General features: G+C 66.0%; 20 protein-coding genes. 9 read left to right on the top strand and 11 right to left on the bottom strand.

What is annotated here, in order from left to right; translation table 11 throughout:
• Nucleotides 1-28: 28 nt before the first annotated feature.
• Nucleotides 29-1,009, bottom strand: coding sequence for a UDP-glucose 4-epimerase GalE (galE, locus tag CH283_RS20175; RefSeq protein ID WP_094642029.1), 981 nt, complete (start codon nucleotides 1,007-1,009; stop codon nucleotides 29-31).
• Nucleotides 1,010-1,055: 46 nt separating this feature from the next.
• A complete protein-coding gene (locus CH283_RS20170; RefSeq protein ID WP_068050657.1) occupies nucleotides 1,056-1,742 on the bottom strand; it encodes a metal-dependent transcriptional regulator in 687 nt (228 codons plus the stop codon).
• A gap of 185 nt (nucleotides 1,743-1,927) precedes the next feature.
• Here CH283_RS20170 and CH283_RS20165 point away from each other — a divergent pair, with 185 nt between their 5' ends.
• Nucleotides 1,928-3,196, top strand: coding sequence for an acetoin utilization protein AcuC (locus tag CH283_RS20165; protein ID WP_068050656.1), 1,269 nt, complete (start codon nucleotides 1,928-1,930; stop codon nucleotides 3,194-3,196).
• Between the two features lie 109 nt (nucleotides 3,197-3,305).
• Complete coding sequence (locus CH283_RS20160) at nucleotides 3,306-5,963, top strand: bifunctional acetate--CoA ligase family protein/GNAT family N-acetyltransferase (protein ID WP_094642396.1); 2,658 nt, start codon at nucleotides 3,306-3,308, stop codon at nucleotides 5,961-5,963.
• Nucleotides 5,964-6,090: 127 nt separating this feature from the next.
• Here the strand turns inward: CH283_RS20160 and CH283_RS20155 are convergent, their stop codons facing one another.
• From CH283_RS20155 to CH283_RS20145, 3 genes are all read right to left on the bottom strand, one after another.
• Nucleotides 6,091-7,062 (bottom strand): sigma-70 family RNA polymerase sigma factor, encoded by a 972-nt coding sequence (locus CH283_RS20155; RefSeq protein WP_032377730.1) that lies wholly within the window; start codon nucleotides 7,060-7,062, stop codon nucleotides 6,091-6,093.
• A gap of 178 nt (nucleotides 7,063-7,240) precedes the next feature.
• The gene (locus tag CH283_RS20150; protein ID WP_094642027.1) at nucleotides 7,241-8,734 is read right to left on the bottom strand and encodes a DUF7782 domain-containing protein; all 1,494 of its coding nucleotides are present in this window, start codon (nucleotides 8,732-8,734) and stop codon (nucleotides 7,241-7,243) included.
• A 33-nt stretch (nucleotides 8,735-8,767) separates the two neighbouring features.
• Entirely contained in the window at nucleotides 8,768-9,136 is a 369-nt protein-coding gene (locus CH283_RS20145; protein ID WP_068050653.1) for a DUF3099 domain-containing protein, read from the bottom strand.
• 94 nt (nucleotides 9,137-9,230) lie between these two features.
• On the opposite strand from CH283_RS20145, the gene CH283_RS20140 reads away from it, so the two are divergent.
• Nucleotides 9,231-9,467, top strand: coding sequence for a DUF3039 domain-containing protein (locus CH283_RS20140; RefSeq protein ID WP_068050652.1), 237 nt, complete (start codon nucleotides 9,231-9,233; stop codon nucleotides 9,465-9,467).
• Here CH283_RS20140 and CH283_RS20135 read toward each other — a convergent pair.
• Nucleotides 9,440-10,552: a YihY/virulence factor BrkB family protein gene (locus CH283_RS20135; RefSeq protein ID WP_255183274.1), complete on the bottom strand. Its 1,113-nt coding sequence runs from the start codon at nucleotides 10,550-10,552 to the stop codon at nucleotides 9,440-9,442. The genes CH283_RS20140 and CH283_RS20135 overlap by 28 nt on opposite strands.
• A 190-nt stretch (nucleotides 10,553-10,742) precedes the next feature.
• Between CH283_RS20135 and CH283_RS20130 the strand changes: the two genes are divergently transcribed.
• Nucleotides 10,743-12,482 carry a DEAD/DEAH box helicase gene (locus tag CH283_RS20130; RefSeq protein WP_094642023.1) on the top strand — a complete coding sequence of 580 codons (1,740 nt, stop codon included), beginning with the start codon at nucleotides 10,743-10,745 and terminating at the stop codon, nucleotides 12,480-12,482.
• A 108-nt stretch (nucleotides 12,483-12,590) separates the two neighbouring features.
• On the opposite strand, the gene CH283_RS28845 is transcribed toward CH283_RS20130, so the two are convergent.
• On the bottom strand, nucleotides 12,591-12,785 hold the full coding sequence (locus CH283_RS28845; RefSeq protein ID WP_027496884.1) for a DUF7455 domain-containing protein: 195 nt from the start codon (nucleotides 12,783-12,785) through the stop codon (nucleotides 12,591-12,593).
• A 233-nt stretch (nucleotides 12,786-13,018) separates the two neighbouring features.
• Here CH283_RS28845 and CH283_RS20120 point away from each other — a divergent pair, with 233 nt between their 5' ends.
• Together CH283_RS20120 and CH283_RS20115 are read left to right on the top strand one after the other, a co-directional pair.
• Complete coding sequence (locus tag CH283_RS20120) at nucleotides 13,019-13,948, top strand: EamA family transporter (protein WP_094642021.1); 930 nt, start codon at nucleotides 13,019-13,021, stop codon at nucleotides 13,946-13,948.
• Between the two features lie 28 nt (nucleotides 13,949-13,976).
• Nucleotides 13,977-14,336, top strand: coding sequence for a DUF952 domain-containing protein (locus tag CH283_RS20115; protein WP_068050648.1), 360 nt, complete (start codon nucleotides 13,977-13,979; stop codon nucleotides 14,334-14,336).
• A 77-nt stretch (nucleotides 14,337-14,413) separates the two neighbouring features.
• Here the strand turns inward: CH283_RS20115 and CH283_RS20110 are convergent, their stop codons facing one another.
• Both CH283_RS20110 and ppgK read right to left on the bottom strand, forming a co-directional pair.
• Nucleotides 14,414-15,742 (bottom strand): RNA polymerase sigma factor, encoded by a 1,329-nt coding sequence (locus CH283_RS20110; protein WP_068050647.1) that lies wholly within the window; start codon nucleotides 15,740-15,742, stop codon nucleotides 14,414-14,416.
• A 159-nt stretch (nucleotides 15,743-15,901) separates the two neighbouring features.
• Nucleotides 15,902-16,723 carry a polyphosphate--glucose phosphotransferase gene (ppgK, locus tag CH283_RS20105; protein ID WP_068050646.1) on the bottom strand — a complete coding sequence of 274 codons (822 nt, stop codon included), beginning with the start codon at nucleotides 16,721-16,723 and terminating at the stop codon, nucleotides 15,902-15,904.
• A gap of 187 nt (nucleotides 16,724-16,910) precedes the next feature.
• Between ppgK and CH283_RS20100 the strand changes: the two genes are divergently transcribed.
• Nucleotides 16,911-17,798, top strand: a complete 888-nt coding sequence (locus tag CH283_RS20100) for an inositol monophosphatase family protein (protein ID WP_373454780.1) — start codon at nucleotides 16,911-16,913, stop codon at nucleotides 17,796-17,798.
• A 15-nt stretch (nucleotides 17,799-17,813) separates the two neighbouring features.
• Here CH283_RS20100 and cei read toward each other — a convergent pair whose 3' ends face one another.
• Nucleotides 17,814-18,494, bottom strand: a complete 681-nt coding sequence (gene cei, locus CH283_RS20095) for an envelope integrity protein Cei (protein ID WP_068050645.1) — start codon at nucleotides 18,492-18,494, stop codon at nucleotides 17,814-17,816.
• A 544-nt stretch (nucleotides 18,495-19,038) separates the two neighbouring features.
• Here cei and CH283_RS20085 point away from each other — a divergent pair.
• Complete coding sequence (locus CH283_RS20085) at nucleotides 19,039-19,341, top strand: DUF4193 domain-containing protein (protein WP_027496891.1); 303 nt, start codon at nucleotides 19,039-19,041, stop codon at nucleotides 19,339-19,341.
• A gap of 72 nt (nucleotides 19,342-19,413) precedes the next feature.
• Here the strand turns inward: CH283_RS20085 and CH283_RS20080 are convergent, their stop codons facing one another.
• Nucleotides 19,414-19,878, bottom strand: coding sequence for a DUF3093 domain-containing protein (locus tag CH283_RS20080; RefSeq protein WP_068050644.1), 465 nt, complete (start codon nucleotides 19,876-19,878; stop codon nucleotides 19,414-19,416).
• Between the two features lie 220 nt (nucleotides 19,879-20,098).
• Between CH283_RS20080 and dut the strand changes: the two genes are divergently transcribed.
• Entirely contained in the window at nucleotides 20,099-20,551 is a 453-nt protein-coding gene (gene dut / locus CH283_RS20075) for a dUTP diphosphatase (RefSeq protein WP_094642394.1), read from the top strand.
• Nucleotides 20,552-20,598 lie beyond the last annotated feature (47 nt).

The following is a 20,598-nucleotide window of genomic DNA, read 5'->3' as shown; positions in this document are numbered from 1 at the left end:
GTACATCGACGATCGGCAGGCGAGTGGGTCAGCGCGCCGCGTGCGACCGATCGCCGAGCTGTTGCAGGAATGTCCACGCATCGGCCACGATCCGATCGAGATCGGTCAGCTCCGGCGTCCATTTCAACTCCTCGACTGCGCGCGAGCTCGAGGCGATCAACACGGCAGGGTCACCGGCACGACGGGGAGCATGTTCGACGGCGATGGGCAGACCGGTGACGCGCTCGCAGGACGAGATGACCTCGTGCACGGAGAATCCGGTGCCGCTGCCGAGGTTGTAGATGGTGTGCTCGCCCGGTTGTGCGGCATCGACAGCGAGTATGTGCGCCTCGGCGAGGTCGGCGACGTGGATGTAGTCGCGAACAGCCGTACCGTCCGGAGTGGGCCAGTCGGTGCCGAACACCGAGATCTTCTCGCGCTGCCCGAGTGCGACCTGGAGCACGAGCGGAATCAGGTGGGTCTCGACGACGCGATTCTCTCCGAAACCGTTGTAGGCACCGGCGACGTTGAAGTACCGAAGGCTCGTGGCGGCGAGGCCGTAGGCCGCGGCGTACGACGTGATCGCGTGATCTATCGCGAGTTTGGTGGCACCGTAAGGATTGGTGGGGCGGGTGGGTGCGTCCTCGGTGATGGGGGTCTTCTCGGGCTCGCCGTACGTGGCGGCGGTCGAGGAGAACACCAGCTTCGCGGTGCCGGATGCACGAATGGCATCGAGCAACGCCAGCGAGGTGACGACGTTTCCGCTCCAGTACTTGTCGGGCGAGACCACCGACTCGCCGACGAGAGATTGCGCGGCGAAGTGCAGGACGGCGTCGAACCCGCCGCCGATCAGTACGTCCGCGGCGACGTCCTTGATGTCGCCTTCGACGAATGTGGCACCACCGGGCACGGCGTCCCGGTTACCGGTGGACAGGTTGTCCACGACCACGACCTCGTGACCGCGCTCGACGAGCACAGCCGCGCAGACGCTGCCGACGTAGCCAGCACCACCGGTAACCAGAAGCTTCACTGTTCGTTCTCCCTCACACGCGTCCGACGCCGTCGTCGGTGTGAGGTCAGACCTTCTTCACCTGGACGGCGTGCGCCATTTCCTCGGATATGTCGACACCACTGTGTCCTGGCACCGTGATCGTGACCGACCCGGGCTTGGCTTCGACTGTAACCCGAGCATCGGGGACCACGCCTGCTTCGCGAAGCTGAGCGATGACCTCCGGGTCGGACTGAACGTGCTCGGCGAGGCGTCGCACGACGACAGCGGTCGGCTGGCCGACGGGCACATCCGTGAGGCGGATGAGAGCTTCCGGTGCGAGAGTCGACTGGCCGAGACCGAGTTCCTCCAGACCGGGGATCGGGTTGCCGTACGGCGAGGTGGTCGGGTTGTTCAGGACGGTGACCAGACGTCGCTCGACCTCCTCGCTCATCACGTGTTCCCAACGGCACGCCTCGGCGTGCACGTCTTCCCAGCGCAGACCGATGATGTCCACGAGCAGACGTTCGGCCAGACGGTGTTTGCGCATGACCGCGACCGCCAGGCTTCGGCCCTTCTCGGTCAGCTCGAGGTGTCGATCGCCTGCGACGGACAACAGCCCGTCTCGCTCCATCCGAGCAACGGTTTGGCTGACGGTGGGACCACTCTGTTCGAGCCGTTCGGCGATTCTCGCGCGGAGCGGAATCACGCCCTCTTCTTCCAAATCGTAGATCGTCCGGAGGTACATCTCCGTGGTGTCGACCAGATCCTTCACACTCAACCCCTTCGTCGGGCTCGATCCTACCGTCAGCGCCCCGAAATGAGCGCTGCACCCAGCCGCAGCGGGCGCGGCGCACCACAACGGCGTACGCCGTTTCCCATGGCTTCTCACAACGGGACTGTGGGGACAACACCGGAACCCGGCAACACCATCCCGTCCGACAACGTAGTTTTGTCCGTATGTCTGATCAGGCGACACGCGCCGCCGCGCCCATCCCGAACCGCCCCGAGGACATCGTCGTGTGGAGCGCGGATTACCTCGGCTACCGGTGGAGCGACGACCACCCGATGAATCCGACTCGACTCGATCTGACAATGGCACTCGCCACCGACATCGGCCTGCTCGCGGGCGTCGAACTCGTCGAGCCCACTGCCGCGCCCGATTCCGAGCTCCTCCGATTTCACACCAGCGCCTACATCGAGGCCGTCAAACAGGCACCGTCGCAGGGCCCGGCTCTGCGAGATCCCGACGACGTCGTCCACGGACTGGGTTCCGACGACAACCCGGTGTTTCCGCAGATGCACGAGGCGAGCGCCATGCTCGCCGGTGGTTCTCTGGCCGCCGCCCGCGAAATCGCGTCGGGACGTGCTCGACGCGCGGTGAGCATCGGCGGCGGCATGCACCACGCGATGGCCGACTGGGCCTCCGGCTTCTGCGTCTACAACGACGCCGCGATCGCCATCTCGTGGTTGCTGGACAACGGGTTCGACCGGATCGCCTACATCGACGTCGACGCTCATCACGGGGACGGCGTTCAGGCGGCATTCCTCGGTGACCCGAGAGTGCTCACCGTCTCGTTGCACCAACATCCGGCGACGCTGTGGCCGAACACCGGATGGTCGACCGAGGTGGGAGCCGAACGCGGTGAGGGAACCTCGATCAACGTTCCATTGTTGCCCGGCACCGCGGATCGGTTGTGGCTGCGCGCGTTCCACGCGATCGTGCCGGGTGCGATCGCGGCGTTCGCGCCTCAGATCATCGTCAGCCAGTGCGGTGTCGACAGCCACCGCGAGGATCCCCTCGCGGACCTGGCCCTGACCGTCGACGGCCAGAATGCGGCATTCCTGGCCATGCGTGATCTGGCGGACAAACATTCCGAGGGTCGGTGGTTGGCCGTCGGCGGCGGAGGGTACGGCTTGGTGCGCGTCGTTCCACGGGCCTGGACCTACCTCATCGCTGCCGCGCTCGGTCGCGACATCGACCCGATGTCGGCGTTGCCGGACACGTGGCGGGAGCGAGTACGGACCATGGCACCGAGTGTCGACCTCCCGCAGACGATGGGTGACGGGGGAGACGTCGACTATCCCGCCTGGGACGGACCCGGGGGATCCCTCGCCGGGACCGACGGCACCGACAGGGCGCTCGAGCGCGTCGACTCGGCCATCATCGCCACCCGTCGAGCAGTATTTCCACTGCTCGGACTCGATCCGGAGGACCCGCGTGACTGATCCGACCGACAGCCCCTCGGACGAGGAGCCGGCCGTTGCGGCGTCGGACCCGAGTGACAAGGAACCGCGCGACCAGGAACCGAGCAACCAGGAACCGAGCGACAAGGACCTGGCCAGAGAGCGAGCGGAAACATCCTTTCCGCGGCACTGGGTTGCCGACGTCCTGACCTCCGACGGCGGTGTGGTGCACCTGCGTCCCATCGTCCCGTCGGACTCCGAACGGATCGTCGCATTCCACGGCCGGTTGTCCGAGCGGACGAGATACCTGCGGTATTTCGGCCCGTACCCCACGATGCCGCAGCGTGACGTGCTCAACTTCACCACGGTCGATCACCACGACCGGGTGGCGTTCGTCGCAGTGCTCGGTGACGACATCATCGCGGTCGGCCGCTACGAGCGACTGCCCGAGGGAGACGGCAACTCCGCCGAGGTGGCCTTCGTCGTCGCCGACGCACACCAGGGTCGCGGGCTGGGTCCGATCCTGCTCGAACACCTCGCCGGAGCGGCCGCCGAGAACGGTGTGAACATGTTCGTCGCCGAGGTGCTCGCCGAGAACCGGAACATGGTCACCGTCTTCCGCGAAGCGGGATACCAGGTCAGCCGGTCCTTCGAGGGTGGTGTGCTGCGACTGGAGTTCGCCATCGACCCCAGCGAAGCTCTGCTGTCGGTGCGCAATTCCCGTGAGCGTGCCGCCGAGGCCCGCAGTGTGCGCAATGTACTGAGCCCACGATCGGTGGCCGTGATCGGAGCGTCGACGGACAGCTCGAAGGTGGGCAACGCCGTTCTGGCGAATCTGCTGGCGGGCAACTTCACCGGGCCCGTCTATCCCGTCAACGCCGACCATCGTTCGGTTCGCGGGGTCCGCGCCTACGCCACGGTGCACGACATCCCGGATCCGGTCGATCTTGCGATCGCAGCGGTACCGGCCGATGCGATCGACGCGGTACTCGACGACTGCCTCGACAAGGGCGTCAAAGCGTTGCTGGTGGTGTCGGGTGGATTCGGCGAGACCGGACCCGCGGGGCAGGAGAGCGAGCGCAGGCTGGTGCTCGCGGCGAGGGCGCACGGAATGCGGTTGATCGGGCCCAACGCGCTCGGTGTGGCGAACACCGATCCCGAGTTCGGTCTGAACGCCACTCTGGCTCCGCATCTGCCCACTCCGGGCAACGTCGGGTTCTTCTGTCAGTCCGGTGCCCTCGGCATCGCGATTCTGGACGAGGCCGCCAACCGCAGGCTCGGACTGTCGACCTTCGTCTCGGCCGGAAACCGCGCCGATGTGTCCGGTAACGATCTACTGCAGTACTGGGATTCGGACCCGGCCACCGAGGTGATCCTGCTGTACCTCGAGAGCTTCGGTAATCCCAGGAAGTTCACCAGGATCGCCCGACGGGTGGCGCGCAGCAAGCCCATCATCGCGGTCAAGAGCGGCCGCGGGGCCGTGCCGCCCGCACATGCGATCGGTGCCGACATCGACGACTCCATCGTGCGCGCACTGTTCGCTCAGGCCGGAGTCATCCAGGTCGACACCATCTCGGAACTCTTCGATTGCGCGGTGCTCTTCGGAAATCAGCCGCTGCCCGTCGGACCGAGGGTTGCCGTGGTGGGAAACTCGACCGCGCTCGGGGTGTTGGCGGTCGACGCTGCGCGGGCCAAGGGCTTGCATGCGAGCAGCCCGATCGACGTCGGTCCGCAGGCCGGTCCCGAGGATTTCGCCGCGGCCGTGTCGTCGGCACTGGCCGCGTCGGACATCGACGCTGTCATCGTCGTGTTCGTACCCCCGGTGGCGGTGGAGGTGGAGCCGTTCGCGACCGCGCTCGGCAACGCCGTCCGTGGATCCGACAAGCCCGTACTCTCGACGTTCCTCGCTACCGAGGGCATTCCGGACGTCCTGGCGGTCCGGGGGCCGGGTGGATACCCCATCCGCGGTTCGGTGCCCTCGTACTCGAGCCCGGAGCGAGCGGTTGCCGCCCTCGCCGCCGCGTGGCGCTACTCCGCGTGGCGGTCGCGACCGGTGTCGAACCTGGTCCGGCCCAAGAGCATCGATTCCGAACGCGCCAAGCAGCTGGTCGAGGGCTGGCGTTCGGCAGGCAGTCACGGACGGTGGCTCTCCGACTTCGAAACCGCCGAGTTGCTGGGCTGCTACGGACTCGACGTCGTCGCTTTCCGGACGGTGACCGACGAGGACGAGGCCGTCGCAGCGGCAGACGAACTCGGCTACCCGGTGGCGGTCAAGGCGACCGGTGAACGGTGGCGGCACCGGCCGGATCTCGGTGGAGTGCGCCTCGACATGGCGGACGCGTCCGCGGTGCGGGTGGCGTATCGCAATCTGGCGGCAGACTCGGGCGAGCCGTTGTTGCACGTCCAGCGCATGGCGGTCAAGGGAATCGGCTGCGTCGTACGCGTACAGGACGACCCGTCGTTCGGATCGCTCATCTCGTTCGGTCTGGCCGGCGTCATCTCGGACCTGCTGGGCGACCGTGCCTATCGGGTACTTCCGCTGACCGAGGACGAGGCCGCGCAGCTGATCGACGCGCCCAAGGCGGCTCCGCTGCTGTCCGGATATCGCAATGCGGTGCCCGTCAACAAGAATGCCCTGATCGACCTCGTGCAGCGGATCTCGGCACTGGCAGAAGATATCGCCGACATTCGCGAGATCTCGTGCGAGCCGGTTCTGGCGTCCGCCGACGGCGCACAGATCACCGATGCGCGCGTTCGCATCGGTCCGGAACCGACCAAGGCCGATCTGGGCCCGCGTCGATTGCGCTGACCGAGACCGGCTTCGAAAAGGCAGAAGCCGAGGCGACGTCCCAGGGGGAGAGGACGTCGACTCGGCTACCGCACGAGGTGGCGCGAGCGGGGATGATCACCGCTGCGCCACCGGTCGGTGGTGACGTTCAGCTGGCGTAGGACCGCAGCTTCTCGGCGCGGTCGCCCTGCCGAAGCTTCACCATCACCTCGCGCTCGATCTGACGGACACGCTCACGGGAGAGCCCGAAGAGCTTGCCGATCTGATCGAGGGTGCGGGGCTGTCCGTCGTCCAGGCCGTATCGGAGACGGATGACCTGCTGCTCCCGCTCGTCGAGAGTGCCGAGAACGACGCGAACGTCGCTGTGCAACAGTCCGGCGATGACGGCATTCTCCGCGGACGTCGCCTCGGAGTCCTCGATGAAGTCGCCGAGGGGTGCTTCCTCGTCGCTGCCCACCGGCATGTCCAGGCTCACCGGGTCGCGGCTGTGGTCGAGCAGGTCGGCGATCTTCTCCACCGCGATACCCGATTCGCTCGACAGCTCCTCGTCCGTTGCCTCGCGGCCGAGCTGCTGATGCAGTTCACGCTTGATCCTGGCCAGCTTGTTGACCTGTTCGACCAGGTGGACAGGGAGCCGGATCGTGCGGCTCTGATCTGCCATCCCGCGGGTGATGGCCTGACGAATCCACCAGGTCGCGTAGGTCGAGAATTTGAAGCCCTTGGCGTAGTCGAACTTCTCCATCGCGCGGATGAGTCCGAGGTTGCCCTCCTGGATCAGGTCCAGCAAGGGCATCCCGCGCCCGGTGTAGCGCTTGGCAAGAGACACGACCAGGCGAAGGTTCGCTTCGAGGAGATGGCTGCGGGCGGCACTGCCGTCGCGAACGATGATGGCGAGGTTGCGCTTCTTGACCGCGCTCAACCTCTTCGTGTTCTCGAGAACCTGCTTCGCGTACAGACCAGCCTCGATCCTCTTGGCCAGATCTACTTCCTCGGCAGCCGTCAGCAACGCGGTGCGGCCGATTCCGTTGAGGTACACGCGAACGAGATCGGCTGCTGGGCTCTGGGCGTCCAGATCGGCGTCGGTCGGCCGTGGACGAATCGTGGTGCTGGGGCTGGTCATGACTTGCCTCCTGGTCGGTGGTGTCTCACAGGGTTCAACGCTCGGGAGACTCCGATAAGTTCCCACGCCGATCCGGTGGATACCCGCGTGACCAGGGATTACGTCATGTTCGTCCTGAGAAGTTGCTGAGAAGTGAAACCGCCGGGAACGGTCGCTCTCGTGGGGTGACGTCCGGGACTCATCGGGCCGGCAGAACCAGGCCGTGCCGGACGAGCCCCTGCATCATCGTCACCGCATGCTGTGCCAGTTCCTCTGCGTCCTCGTCGTGCGCAGCAGCGAGCAACTCCACCAGTTCACCGACCGGTAGGCCATCGGGTCGCAGCCCGGCGAGCAGAGCCGCACCGAGTTCGTCGACGTCGTGCTGCCACTGCGGGCCGTTTCCGCGATGGACTCGCAGCGCTACCGGAGCCCAGCCCTCGTCGCCGGGGAGATATACCCGTTCGAGTGCGGTGTTCGGTTCCAGAGTCAGCACCGAGTCGAGGATGTCGTGCTCTCGCAGCCAGTCCAGCCGCGCGAAGTACTCGATCGCTTCGTTGCCCAGCGGGTCGGAGAAGCCGTGCGTGAGCTCCTCGGCCAGAAGGTCGGTCGGCGCATCGGTACTGCGGAGATAGACGAACCCGAAACCGATTCCTTCCACGTCGGCGGCAGCGAAGTGATCGAGCCAGGACTGTGCCACCGCGGCCGCGTCGGGATCGCGGGGATCGAGTCCGCCGTCGCGCATCCACGTGCCCACGTACAGCGCGGGATCGGCGACGTCGCGCTCGACGACCCAGGCGTCGATCCCGTGCGCGGGAAGCCACGACGCCACGCGAGCACGCCAGTCCTCGCCGCGGACGTGCACCCACGAGGCCAGGATGGCAGCGGTACCACCGAGCGTCAGGTGGTCCGGGGCCCGGCCGATCATCAGAGCGCTCGCGCCGTCGAGATCGAGGCCGGAATCGCGGTACGAATGCAGCACTTCGGCGCGGCCGACGACGAACGGCGGGTTGGCGACGATGCGATCGAATCGACGCCCGGTAACCGGCTCGAACCACGAACCGTGCAGAAACTCGACGTCGAGGCCGTTGAGCGCCATTGTCGCCGCCGCGAGGTCCATCGACCGCGGACTGATGTCCGTTGCGGTCACCTGCGCCGCGTAGTCGCAGGCGTGGACGGCCTGGACGCCGCAGCCGGTGCCGACGTCGAGAACGCTGGTCACCGGGGACGTGGGGGTTCCCCGCAGCAGCGACAACGAGGCCTGGCCGACGCCGAGCACGTGGTCGCGAGCAGTCTCGGCGACGCGCATGCTGCCGTCCGGATCCGAGACGATCCATCGGGTTCCGTGTCCGGCGTCGAGCGGTCGAATGTCGAGCAGCGTCCGCACCGTCGACCCGGAACGGGTCAGGATCCCGGCCGAGACGGCGTCGTCGACCGTCAACGGTGCGATGGCGTCGGCGACGTCGGACTCGGCGCAGTCGTCGACGAGCAGGAACAGGCGCACCAGAACACCCAGCGCGCCGCCGTCCCGACTGGCGTTGCGGACCGGCACCGGCTCGCTGCGACCGAGGGCAGCATGGGCGTCGTCCCCGAGCAGCGTCAGCACGCCGTCGGCGTCGTACCCCGCCCGCTCGAAGGCATCACGAAGACCGGCGCAGGCGAGGACGAGCGGGGACGTGGAGTTCGGTGCAGTCACGACGCAAGTGTCGCATCGGCGAGGGCCGGTGCGTCAGTCGTCGCCCGCTTCGATCACCCGGTGGTTGCTCGATTCCAGTTGCGGCCTGTCGACGGTCCGGTAGTCGTACCGGCTCATCTCGTCCTTGGTGCGGGGCGGCCGATCGTTGGCGATCAGCACAGCCATCCACGGCAGAGGAATGGACGCTCCGACTATTGCCATGGAGATCCACGGGTTCATCCACATCCCGTACGCGATGGCAGCCAACACCAACGCCGGAATGCGGAACGACATGATGAACATGTATTTGCGGACGCGAGCTTTGTGCTGCTCCTCGACCGACTGCTGCGCCTCGGTGATAAGGACGGGCCCATCCGGCGAGTCGCTGTACGCGCTTCCGTCGAACCCTGGGGTTCTCGTCATACCTCCACTGTGGCACTACTGCTCACAGAATGCTTGCAACGAGCTTGTGCAACCGGTTACCCCTCGATGGGGATTCACGGATTAATCTGTGTCCATGAGCACTCAGACGAAGGACCGTCCCGATATCGCACCGGACGAAACCACGGAAGACGACCGGCCGAAGTTCTTCCACTACGTGAAGAAGAACAAGATCGCCGAGAGCGCAGTGATGGGTACGCACGTCGTCGCGCTGTGCGGTGAGGTGTTTCCCGTCACCAAGTCGGCGAAGCCCGGATCACCGGTGTGCCCGGACTGCAAGAAGGTCTACGAGGGCCTGAAGAAAGGCGACTGAGCACCGTCTCCCGGGTGTCGGTCGGGGGTCGGCTCGGGACGCCCCGAGCGGGCGCGGTCGCCGGACAGTTTGATCGGCCCCGTGGCGAGCCGTCGGGCGACAGCGGTCACCGGCCCCGACGGCTTGTCGTCGGTTGCGGTCTGCGCTGCGATCCACTCGCGCATCTGGTCCATTCGTGTTGCCCGTGCAGGTGAGAACTCCTGGATCGTCGCGTTGAACTCGGCCCCGAGCACGACGGCGAAGCCGAGGAAGAACGTGAACAGCAGAAACGCGATGGGTGTCGCCAGGGCGCCGTAGGTGTACCCGGTGTTCGTCACCCAGCCGAGGTATCGACGCAGGACCGCGCTCGCGATCATGAAGAACACCCCGGCCAGCAGAGCGCCGCCGAGGAGACGATGCCACGGCAGCGAGGTGTGCAGAGCAACCTTGTACAGCGTCGTCAAACCCATGATCAGCAGTAGACCGACGGCCGGGTAGTAGAAGAAGTCGACGAGCTCGCTGCCCACCGTGATCCACGAATCCGGCAGGATCTGCTGCACGTACACCGGTCCGAGGGCGACGAGCGGAAGCACGAAGACCGCGATCACCAGGAAACCCACGTAGAGAAGCAGCGCGAAGAACCGCTGCCAGACGGGGTTTCGCGCGTCGGCCTGGCCGTGCGCTTCCACGATGGAATCGACGAACGTCGAGATCGCCGACGACCCGGCCCACAACGAGAGCAGAAAGCCCACGGACACGATCTCTCCGCTGCCCTGAGCGAGGACGTCCTTGACCGTCGGCGCGATGATCTGGTCCACGACGCTGCCGCTGAACAGGGTGTTGCTGAACGTGATGATCTTGGACTCGATGATCTCGACGGTGTTGGGTCCGAACCATCCGCCGACGAGTCCCAGACTGCCCAGCACACCGAGCAGCAGCGGCGGCAGTGACAGCGTCTGCCAGAACGCGGCCGTTGCAGCCTTGCTGAAGATCGAATCGTCCCACGCTTTGCTCAGAGTGCGCACAGTCACTTTCCACACCGCGTGTAGCGGTTTTCTCGCCGACAATCGTTCCGGTGGTGGAGTTCCGCCTGCAGACTCGCTCATGGTTCCTCCAGCATTCCTGACGAAAGGCGTCTTCGCCTAACAGCCGACTAGCCGTGTCGCATCCGACTCGCCCCAGCGATGCGGGATCGGTCGGTGCGGAGCGATAGGCTCCTCGGCGGACACTGCAGGGCTACCGAGAGCGCGAGGAATTTACATCGATGCCAGGAACCGGCGGCCAGTGAGCGCTGACATGTTCGATCCGACACCACCATCGACCGAGCAGCCTGCCGCTCCCACGAGCGGGGGAGCACCGCTGCGCGCGTGGCAGCGACGGGCGCTGACGAAGTATCTCGTCGCCTCGCCCAAGGACTTTCTCGCGGTCGCAACGCCCGGCGCAGGCAAGACGACGTTCGCCCTTCGGGTGGCTGCCGAACTGCTGGCCCATCGCACCGTCGATCAGGTCACCGTCGTCGCGCCCACCGAGCACCTCAAGCACCAGTGGGCGGAGTCGGCGGCCAGGGTCGGCATCGCATTGGACTCGCGCTTCTCGAACTCGACCGGGCAGACCTCGAGCGACTATCACGGCGTGGTCGTGACGTACGCGCAGATCGCATCGCACCCGTTCAAGCATCGGGTGCGCACCGAATCGCGTAAGACTCTCGTGATTCTCGACGAGATTCACCACGGCGGCGACGCGAAGAGCTGGGGTGAAGGCATTCGCGAAGCGTTCGGAGACGCCACGCGACGGCTCGCACTGACCGGTACGCCGTTCCGCAGCGACGACAGTCCCATTCCGTTCGTCAACTACGAACCGGATCAGGACGGCCTGATGCGGTCCAAGGCCGATCACGCGTACGGCTACTCCGATGCTCTTGCGGACGGCGTCGTCCGCCCGGTCGTGTTTCTCGCGTACTCCGGAGAGGCGCGCTGGCGGGACAGTGCCGGTGAGGAGTACACCGCCCGGCTCGGTGAGCCGCTCAATGCCGAACAGACCGCGAGGGCATGGCGCACCGCACTGGATCCGCAGGGCGACTGGATGCCGGCCGTGCTGTTGGCGGCGAACACGCGTCTCGCGCAACTGCGGGCAGGAGGCATGCCCGATGCAGGCGGTCTGGTGATCGCGACCGATCAGACGGTGGCGCGGGCCTACGCGAAGCTGATCGAGGTGATCACGGGGGAGACACCGGCGATCGTGCTGTCCGACGACCCCACGTCCTCGGCTCGCATCGCCGAGTTCGGCAAGAGCGATCAGCGTTGGATGGTCGCGGTTCGCATGGTGTCCGAGGGCGTCGACGTTCCGCGACTGGCCGTCGGTGTCTACGCGACGAGCGCGTCGACCCCGCTGTATTTCGCGCAGGCCATCGGCCGCTTCGTGCGGTCTCGGCGCAAGGGGGAGACCGCGAGCGTCTTTCTGCCGTCGGTACCGGTGCTGTTGGATCTCGCGTCGCAGCTCGAGGCGCAGCGCGATCACATTCTCGGAAAACCGCACCGGGAGAAAGACGGTTTCGACGACGAGCTGTTGGCCGACGCCAACAAGCAGAAGGACGAACTGGGCGAGGAAGAGAAGGCGTACACCTCGCTGGGTGCGGATGCGGAACTGGATCAGGTGATCTACGACGGCTCCTCGTTCGGTACCGCGACGTTCTCGGGCAGCGACGAGGAAGCCGACTATCTCGGTCTGCCCGGCTTGCTCGACGCGAAGCAGATGCGCGACCTGTTGCGTCAGCGTCAGCAAGAGCAGATCGACAAGCCCGCTGCGGGCCCTGCGGTGCCGGCTCCTGCCGTCGTCAACGACAGGGCCACCAGTGCGGGCCAGTTGGCCGGCCTGCGGCGTGAATTGAACAGTTTGGTCGCGGTGTACCACCACCGCACCGGGAAGCCGCACGGGGTGATTCACGGCGATCTGCGTCGTATCTGCGGCGGCCCGCCGACGGCGATGGCGTCGGCCGATCAGTTGGGCGAGCGAATCGCGCAGTTGCGGAAGATGTAGGGCCACGGGCGGAACCGGGCACGAAAAAGACGGACGGTCTGATGACCGTCCGTCTTCTTCGTGTTCGTCGATCGTGGCGAACCTGTTTCCCCCGACACAAAAGGTGGGTTACACCGTGGAGTCCGATTCGGTCATCACCGTTGCGTTCACTTCACGCAAACGGGCTTCGTGCTCGGTGGCGTGGTGACCGCAGAAGAGAAGTTCTCCACCGGTCGAGAGCACGACACGCGCGCGAGCCCCTGCACCGCACCGGTCGCACCGGTCCGCTGCTGTCAATTGTGGGCTGGTCAATGTTCCGGGCATGACTCCTCCGTACTGGCTTGCGGGTTGTCCCGTTCGCCTGGGGCCGGTCCGCCGCGTCGGTATGGCGCGGTTCGTTCACTCTGTCAGACGTATGGCGGTCACGCGTTGTTCCCGAGCGCGTTTCTTTGTGTTGTCACTAACACGAAACATGTCCCACGAGCAGGAACATCTCCCAGAGTGTTCGCTGAGAGCTGATACCGGTTCACGCGAGCCACGGCAGTAGGGTCGCCGATGTGTCTTCGACTTCCACTTCGCTCTCCGGCGCATCGAAGCTCGGTATTCCATCCCTGTTCGTCATCGGCGCGGTGTGTATGTACGTCGGCGCGGCGATCGGGGTGTTCCTGTTCGACGTCGTCGATCCGGCAGCGGTGGCGTGGCTGCGCGGCTTCGGTGCGGCGCTGGTTCTGGTGCTCTGGCGACGGCCGTCGCGGCGCAGGGCGGGCACCGGCGGTGCGTGGACCGTGCGTCGGGCGATCACGGCCGCCGCGTTCGGCGGTGCGACGATCGGCATGAACGCAATGTTCTACGAGGCGATCGCCCGGCTTCCCCTCGGCGCGGCGGTGGCCATCGAGTTTCTCGGGCCGATCGCGGTCGCTGCTGCCGGGTCGAGACGGCCTGCCGATGTGTGCGCGTTGCTCCTGGTGGTGGCCGGTGTCGGGGCCATCGCTTCCGCGCAGTTCGAGGGCGGTGAGGTGGGGCTGGTCGGGATCGCGTTCGCGCTGGGCTCGGCGGCCCTGTGGGCTGCCTACATCGTGCTGGGCAAATCTGTTGCCGACGCAGGCCAGGGACTCGACGACATGGCTGCCGGGTTCGGAATCGCGTCCGTACTCCTGGCCGTGCCGTTGTTCGGACCGTTCGCGGCCGCGCACTCGAATGCGTTGGGAGACTGGCGGATCTGGGTTCTCGGATTGGGCGTCGGGCTGCTGTCGAGTGTGGTTCCCTACGTTCTCGATCAGTACGTCCTGGTGCGAGTGGGCCGGGCGCGCTTCGCATTGTTGCTGGCGCTGCTTCCGGCGACGGCGACGGTGGTCGGTGCCGTGGTGCTGACCCAGATTCCGACGGCTCTCGAGGCTCTGGGAATCGTGGCTGTCATCGCTGCCGTCGTCGTCGGTGGCCTGCCGGCCCGCAGAGATCGTGGCGTTGCCGACATTCCACCGCCCTGAGCCGCACTCGACACTGCAGAATGGAACGGTGACCAGCAAGCAGGACGACCTCGTTCACATCTGCACGGCAGGGGAGTGGCTCGCGATGCGCGGTCGGGCCGAATACACCCCGGACTCGTACGATTCCGTCGGGTTCGTGCACCTGTCCACACCCGAACAAGTGCACCTGCCGGCGAATCGGCTCTTCTCCGGGCGCACGGATCTGGTTCTGCTGCGCATAGATACAGCTCGTCTGACGGCACCCGTTCGGTGGGAACCGGGGGTACCGACAGATCCGGAGTCGATGGTCTTCCCGCACCTGTACGGACCGCTACCGATCGCGGCCGTGACCGCGGTCGTCGACTATCGGCCGGGGCCGGACGGAACGTTCGGGGTGCCGCAGGTGTGACGGCATCCACGCCGCAAAAGAACAACGACCGCTGATCACTGTGATCGGCGGTCGTTGTTCGAGATGGAGCGAACGAATCAGTCCAGGTAGTCGCGCAGTACCTGAGAACGCGACGGATGACGCAGCTTGGACATGGTCTTGGACTCGATCTGACGAATCCGCTCGCGGGTCACTCCGTAGACCTGGCCGATCTCGTCGAGCGTGCGGGGCTGTCCGTCGGTGAGACCGAAGCGCAGGCGTACCACCCCTGCTTCGCGCTCGGACAGAGTCTCGAGAACCGACTGCAACTGATCCTGCAGCAGGGTGAACGACACGGCATCCACGGCCACGACGGCCTCGGAGTCCTCGATGAAGTCACCGAGCTGGCTGTCGCCCTCGTCGCCGATGGTCTGGTCGAGGGAGATGGGCTCACGCGCGTACTGCTGGATCTCCAGCACCTTCTCCGGCGTGATGTCCATTTCCTTGGCGAGCTCCTCCGGGGTGGGCTCGCGGCCCAGATCTTGGAGGAGCTCACGCTGGATGCGTCCGAGCTTGTTGATGACCTCGACCATGTGCACCGGGATGCGGATGGTGCGGGCCTGATCGGCCATGGCCCGGGTGATCGCCTGCCGGATCCACCACGTGGCGTAGGTGGAGAACTTGTAGCCCTTGGTGTAGTCGAACTTCTCGACCGCGCGGATCAGACCCAGGTTGCCTTCCTGGATGAGGTCCAGGAAGGCCATGCCGCGACCGGTGTAGCGCTTGGCCAGCGAGACGACGAGTCGAAGGTTCGCCTCGAGGAGGTGGTTCTTGGCGCGGTTGCCGTCACGGCAGATCCACGTCATGTCGCGACGCTGCGCAACGGGAAGCTTCTCGCCCTTCTCCGCGGACTCTCGCATCTTCTCGACCGCGAACAGGCCTGCCTCGATGCGCTTGGCCAGCTCGACTTCCTCTTCGGCGTTGAGGAGTGCGACCTTGCCGATCTGCTTGAGGTAGGCACGCACGGAGTCGGCGGACGCGGTGAGCTCGGCGTCCTTGCGGGCCTGACGCAGCGCCTCGGATTCCTCTTCGTCCCAGACGAAGTCGCCGGACGCCTTGTCCTCGGCAGTCGGCTCGGCGGTGGCGTCTTCCTCGGTGTCGTCACCGGCGGCGACCACCTCGACGACATCGTTGGCGGCAGCGGCGAGGTCGCCCTCGGAGATGTCGATGTCCTCGATCCCGGGAGTGCTCTCGTCGGCGTCGTCGGAAGCCGGAGCAGCTGCTGTCTTCTTCGCTGCGGCCTTCTTCGCCGGGGCCTTCTTGGCTGCGGCACGCTTGGCCGGTGCCTTCTTTGCCGGTGCCTTCGCAGCGGGTGCCTTGACAGCAGGTGCAGGTGTCGCAGACTCGGTTTCGGAATCTACGGTCTGACGGATATCGGTGGCTGCCACGTACGCCCTTTCGTGACGAAGTCGTGCGGCGTCACGCCAGAGTTGTTTCCGGCGGAGAGGTCTTCGGATTCGGCCGGCTGCGTACCGGCACACACCATTGTAACGACCTCTCAGGAGTTTGTTACCGACCCTCGCCCTACGCAGGTGGCAACCCGCGTGTCAGTCCAGCGATCCGGCGGACGTACCGGTCTCGGCGGACGGTACGGCGGAGTCCGCTGCGAGTGCGGCACCGACTATCCCGGCAGTGTTCAGCAGGGTTGCCGGAACCACGGGTGTGCGATTGGTCAGGTGCGGAATCCACTTCTCGCTCTTGCGGCTGATGCCGCCGCCGGCGATGAAAAGATCCGGCCACAGCAGCGCCTCGAACGTCTCGAGAACCTTCGAGACCTCCTTGGCCCACTCCTTGTAGGACAGGCCCTGGTTCTCCTTCACCGACGACGCCGCACGATGCTCGGCCTCCTTGCCGTCGATCTCCATGTGGCCGAATTCGGTGTTGGGAAGCAGAACGCCGTTGTGCAGCACGGCCGAACCGATCCCGGTGCCGAACGTCAACAGCACGACGACGCCGTCCCTGCCCTTGCCGCCGCCGTACTTGTCCTCGGCCACTCCGGCTGCATCCGCGTCGTTGAGCACGGTGACGTTCTCGGTGCCGATGGCTTTCGCGAACAGCGCGCGGGCGTCGGTGTCGATCCAGGACTTGTCGATGTTGGCGGCCGAGCGAGCGACACCGTTGGTCACCACTGCAGGCAGGGTGACGCCCACCGGGCCGGTCCACTCGAAGTGCGCGACGATCTCGGCCACGGTGCGCGCGACGGCATCGGGGGTCGACGGTTGCGGCGTCTCGATCTTGTAGCGGTCGCCGACGAGCTCACCGGTGCTCAAGTCCACGATTCCGCCTTTGATGCCGCTGCCGCCGACGTCGACGCCGAACCCGTGGCGCGCCGCCGCAGCGGTGGTGTTGTCCGAACCTGCCTGTGTCATGTGGATGCCGCTCCTGGCGTGATCGAATCCGTGTGATGCCGTCGGTTCCGAACAATAGTGTGTTTCGGCGTTCGTGGGACGGTGACGTCACCGGCGGTCGCTGCGGTGGTGCTCGAACGTCGGTGTGTGTTGCGATGTACGTGTGCCGAAACCAGACCGATCGCAGACCGACACCGCCAGTACACAATTGCCGGAAGAGCAGGTGGCAGCAGAGGGATCGAACACCCGCGAGGTGGACGTGCTGCGCGAGGTCGCCGTACGGGTCGCGACGCGAGCCGCCGAGCACGTCAGGCGACGCCGCCCGGAGGTCTTCGGCGGCGAACCGATCGAAGGTGACGGCGCGGTGCAGTCGAAGAGCACGCCGACCGATCCGGTGACGATCGTGGACACCGAAACCGAGAGCGTCCTCCGCGAGCTGCTGGCGCGGCTTCGGCCGCAGGATGCCGTTCTCGGCGAGGAGGAAGGCAGCGAGAACGACTCGCTCGACGGCGTGCGGTGGGTGCTCGACCCGATCGACGGAACCGTGAATTTCATGTACGGAATTCCGGCGTACGCGGTGTCGGTCGCGGTTCAGATCGACGGTGTCAGTGTTGCGGGGGCCGTGGTCGACGTCGCCCGCGAGCTCGTCTACTCGGCCGCTCTTGGGCGCGGGGCGACGGTGGAGCGAGCCGACGGTACCCAGGAGCAGCTGCACTGTTCGGGTGTCACCGATGTGTCGATGACGTTGTTGGCCACCGGATTCGGCTACGGATCCGGTCGTCGCGCGGTGCAGGGCGCGATCATTTCCGAACTGCTGCCTCAGGTGCGTGACATCCGCCGGATCGGTTCGGCTGCGCTCGATCTGTGCATGGTCGCGTCCGGAGTTGTCGACGCACACTTCGAGCACGGGCTCAGTCCGTGGGATTGGGCGGCGGGTGGGCTGATCGCAGCCGAGGCTGGCGCGACGGTCAGGCTGCCTGCTGCCGACAGCACCAGCGCTCAGGGTGCGGTGACGGTGGCCGCTGCCCCAGGGGTCTCGAACGCCTTCCTGGCGGTACTGCGCAGCGCGGGTGCACTCGATCCGATACCCGGCTGACGCGCCGCCGGTCGGTCAGCAGCGCGATTCGCGTGCTGCCGAGAGCAGATCGGCGTCGAGTGGCGCAGGGGCGGCACCGGGTGCGGTACCGGCGAGCGTGCGCAACACTTCCTCGGCGTCGTCGTTGGGCTGGATCTCGCTGAAGTAGGTACCGAGAGCCAGATCGACCGAGTCGTCGGCGCGGGCATCCTGAATCAGTTCGGCGCACGGCGCGACCAGTGACACGGCACTGGCCGCCGCCAGGCCGGCCGGGCCGAACCGAATCTGGCCCTGGCACTGCATGTTCTGATCGACGTAGACCGGATCGTTGCCGACCTGGACGTCCGGTGCGCTGGCGAAACCGTAATCGATGAGCTGGGCGGCGACGAGAGCTGCCTGTCCGCGCTCACCGTTCGCGTTGAAGACGCGCACTTTCGATGCGGACAGGGCCGCAGGCTCGACGTCGAGCAGTGTCGTCGGGTCCACTTCTTCGCCGAGAGGTGCCGGCTGCGTCCCGTCCGTCGCGGCGGTGGTGGTGGGCACGTTGCATTCGGCCGTTGCGGAGGCGGCTTCGGAGGTGGTGAACACCTTGACCCACACGAGCACTCCGAGCAGGGCCAGCACGGCGAAGACCGCGATCATCGGAAACGCGCGGCGTCGACGGAACGGACGACCTCGACCGTCGACCGAATGGCCTTCGGTGATCAGAGAAACCACGGTGATCTTCGCCTTTCCGTCGGCAGTTGCCGAGACCGGTCCACAGAGTCGGTTCACACCGACGCGGTGCCTACTGTAGATGCCCGCGGTCGGTGGGGGCGGCACACTCGGCCGGCACCTACTCCGATCCCGTGCGCGACGCCCGATTCGGAGCCCGAAACCGGGGGCGAGAAGTGTTCTGCGATGCAAGGAATGAAGCCGCCCATCCCGGTGTTGTTGCGGCGTGCAGCCAGGTGAAGGACCAGTCGGCGATTCGGTTTCTGCTTTGCGACCGGCTTCGGCTATTGTCTGGCGGCCGCGGTGCTTCAAGAATCGGACACCGGTGCACGATCGATCAGGTGAGCGAGGTCTCGATCGGGTTTCAACCGGCGAGTTCTGGGAACTACCCGGTGTAGTTTCGGGCACCGCGCGACGACGAACGGTTTGAACAGATACGAACATCGGTGGGAGCGAGCAAGCGCCCTCTTCACAGCCGACGGCCACAAGCCGACCACATCGGCAGCTTTCACCACACACACGCACGAAGATGAGGGGTACGAAGACAATGGCAACCGACTACGACGCACCGAGAAGAACAGAATCCGACGATGTGTCGGAGGACTCGCTGGAAGAACTGAAGGCCCGACGCAACGAGGCTCAGTCCGCCGTGGTGGACGTGGACGAATCCGACACCGCGGAGTCGTTCGAGCTTCCGGGTGCAGATCTGTCCGGCGAGGAGCTGTCGGTTCGGGTCGTTCCCAAGCAGGCCGACGAGTTCACCTGCTCGAGCTGCTTCCTGGTCCATCACCGCAGCCGGCTGGCTAGCGACGCCAACGGTGTACTGATGTGCCGCGACTGCGCGGCGTGACCTTTTCCACACAGACCTGATCCAGCGGGTCAGGTCTGTGTCGACGGTTCCGACCGTCGATCGACGGGTGAATCAGCGCGCTTCGACGCCGTGCGCGGTCAGGACTGCCAGCAGCTCTTCGGGGCGCTTGGTACTGACCAGCCAGTAGGGCGTCGGATCGTCCGGGTCGTCGAGGACCACGATCACCATCTGCTTCACCCAGGTGCGGTGCTGCACGAAGGCCAGTGGATCGAGTTGCCTTCCCAGCGCCGCACTTTTTGCTGTCGCGGGAACGATCGCGGCCTTCGATGCCACATCGAGTGGCAGATGAGCAGACCCGACGCGTAACTCGGTGCCGGTCGCTCCGGTGCCCACCTCGACGCGCAGCCTGCTGAAGGCGAACAACGCCCACGCGATCAGTGGGAGCAACACGACATAGGGCAGCCAGGCCCTGATGCCCGGCGCACCCATGTGGATCTCCGCAGCCAGCAAGACCGCCACGGCCGCACCCGCCGCCCACCACCAGATCGGCACCCAGAGTCGCTCCGAGTACAGCACGGAGTTCGCGGGTGCTGAGGAACCCGTGTGGGGAGTGGAGTCGCCGGACTCCGACGCGTGTTCGGCCTGTCGATCTGCAGTCACGAGTCCCAGGGTAGTCGCCACACCGAGACGGAAGCCGGCCAGCGTAGTCTCGTACGACGTGAGCGACGAAGTCACCGAGTCCGGCAGCGAACCATCCGTCGATCGACCCACCATCCCGTGCCTGCCTTCCGATCCGGTGTCCGAGGTCCTGGTACGCCGACTCGATCCCGAGCTTCCGGTGCCGACGCGTGCGCACGACGGTGATGCGGGCGTGGATCTGCGAATCACGGCTCCGGTGACCATCGCACCGGGCGAACGCGTCCTGGTGGGGACCGGAATCGCGATCGCTCTCCCGTTGGGAACCGTCGGGCTGGTGCATCCGCGATCGGGGTTGGCGGCGAAGTCGGGCCTGTCGGTGGTCAACACCCCGGGCACCATCGATGCCGGCTACCGCGGGGAGATCAAGGTCTGTCTGATCAACCACGACCTGCACACTCCGATCGAACTCGAGCGCGGCGACCGCGTCGCCCAACTGATCGTGCAGCGAGTCGAGTTGGTGACGTTCGTCGAGGTGGACGAGTTGGACGACACCGTTCGAGGGGCCGGTGGTCACGGTTCGACCGGCGGCCATGCGAGTCTGAAGCAGTGAGTTCCGCCACGACGTTCACCGGTGGCAGGCACAGTGGAAGCAACCGA

Origin of the sequence: Rhodococcus sp. 05-2254-2 (genome assembly GCF_002259095.1) — a bacterium.
Lineage (GTDB): Bacteria > Actinomycetota > Actinomycetes > Mycobacteriales > Mycobacteriaceae > Rhodococcoides.
Note: the sequence above shows the minus strand (reverse complement) of the source record. Positions and strands in the feature narration are given on the sequence as shown.

Coding starts and splice junctions, on each gene's coding strand:
- CH283_RS20135 (WP_255183274.1), bottom strand. CDS start 10,552: ATGAGCGAGTCTGCAGGCGGAACTCCACCACCGGAACGATTGTCGGCG.
- CH283_RS20145 (WP_068050653.1), bottom strand. CDS start 9,136: ATGACGAGAACCCCAGGGTTCGACGGAAGCGCGTACAGCGACTCGCCG.
- CH283_RS28845 (WP_027496884.1), bottom strand. CDS start 12,785: ATGCCCGGAACATTGACCAGCCCACAATTGACAGCAGCGGACCGGTGC.
- CH283_RS20165 (WP_068050656.1), top strand. CDS start 1,928: ATGTCTGATCAGGCGACACGCGCCGCCGCGCCCATCCCGAACCGCCCC.
- CH283_RS20140 (WP_068050652.1), top strand. CDS start 9,231: ATGAGCACTCAGACGAAGGACCGTCCCGATATCGCACCGGACGAAACC.
- ppgK (WP_068050646.1), bottom strand. CDS start 16,723: ATGACACAGGCAGGTTCGGACAACACCACCGCTGCGGCGGCGCGCCAC.
- CH283_RS20130 (WP_094642023.1), top strand. CDS start 10,743: ATGTTCGATCCGACACCACCATCGACCGAGCAGCCTGCCGCTCCCACG.
- CH283_RS20155 (WP_032377730.1), bottom strand. CDS start 7,062: ATGACCAGCCCCAGCACCACGATTCGTCCACGGCCGACCGACGCCGAT.
- CH283_RS20085 (WP_027496891.1), top strand. CDS start 19,039: ATGGCAACCGACTACGACGCACCGAGAAGAACAGAATCCGACGATGTG.